This window comes from Parvibium lacunae (assembly GCF_003335215.1).
In the GTDB taxonomy this organism is placed as follows: Bacteria; Pseudomonadota; Gammaproteobacteria; order Burkholderiales; family Burkholderiaceae_D; genus Parvibium; species Parvibium lacunae.
The window spans coordinates 1-1229 of the sequence record NZ_QPGB01000018.1; the positions used below are offsets into that span (position 1 = coordinate 1).

The 1229-nt window shown below is 49.4% G+C and carries 2 protein-coding genes; both read left to right on the forward strand.

All coding sequences use genetic code 11. From position 1 onward, the window contains the following. Positions 1–675: hypothetical protein (locus DU000_RS12795; protein WP_205074076.1), on the forward strand; the 675-nt coding region annotated here is incomplete at its 5' end. Between the two features lie 12 nt (positions 676–687). Beyond that, entirely contained in the window at positions 688–957 is a 270-nt protein-coding gene (locus DU000_RS12560) for a hypothetical protein (RefSeq protein ID WP_114403753.1), read from the forward strand. Positions 958–1229 lie beyond the last annotated feature (272 nt).

Genomic DNA, 1229 nt, shown 5'->3' on the forward strand with positions numbered 1-1229 from the left:
GTGCTGGGTGCTGATGTAGGTGAAGGCATTGCGCAAGGAATCCAAGGCTCAGCCAAGTACTTGCGTGATTTGGGTGTGCCGGATTGGAAGATTACCCCACGGCCTTTTGAGTATGGTACGCTGAATGTGAATCCGTTACCATTGTCGTTCGGGAGAGTGAGGGGGAATAGTTCACTCGTTAATTCTGAAGTTAGTGCACTCCAGAGAGTCGCTGCGAATAATCGTGTCGATACTGGTTCTGCGGCTCGTATGATGCGTATTGATGAACTGACTACGGCCAACTACAACAGAATTCTCAGTAGCGATCTTGCTAATTCCGACTACGTTTATAGACTTGTCAAATCCTCAGACTTGAAATACTACGAGGCTGCGAACGCGATCTCAGGTCGTGGTGGCTCGCCTACTTATTTCTCACTAGACACCGCCTCGTCTATTGGAAAGCATATTTTTGGTGCGCAAATGAAGCCTGGTGGCTATGACACATTGCTTCGTATCCCTACAACAGAAATTGTGTCTCCTCTGGTTCCAAGAGCTTTTGGCTATGCCAATCCCGGAAGTCGTCCGACATTTGGCAGAGAATATTTTACAAATTCATATCCTGAATATGGGTATGGAGGATTTAGACAATTCGAGGCAACCACTCGAAGCTATTCATCAAACTGGATTGTTCGGTAGGAGTTATTAACGATGAAAAATCAATTAAATGCTGGGGACTTTGAATCGAAATTTTCTGAACTTCTTGCTGATGCAATAGCAAAAGGATATGAAATAAACATTGTATTGATTGCGGAGTGCTACAGGCAGGCGGCTACGAATTTGGGGCTGCCGCCTACGGGAGCCGATGATCTGCATATAGTGGATATACATTCATCCTTGTCAGCGCCCGGCGTTCTCCCTCCTGCAAAGAATGCAAGGGTGCTGAAGAATAAAATATATGATCTGATATATATGCACTAATGCGCCCCCAGCCAGCCCGCGGCCAACGCCACCACCCAAATCCAATGGCAACAAACCGGCACCACCGGCAGTGGTGACGCCGTCGAACCCGTATACGGCTGGGCCCCCACCACCGTCAACCTCACCCAAGCGCACTACAACCTCGTTGTTAACAACCAAGTGCTCGCCCGCTACACCGACGCCAGCGTCTACAACCTAGCCCACCTCAGTGTCGAACAAGCCGCCCGCTTTCCCGACTACGCCAAAGCCTACCTCTTTGGCCAGACCCCGCA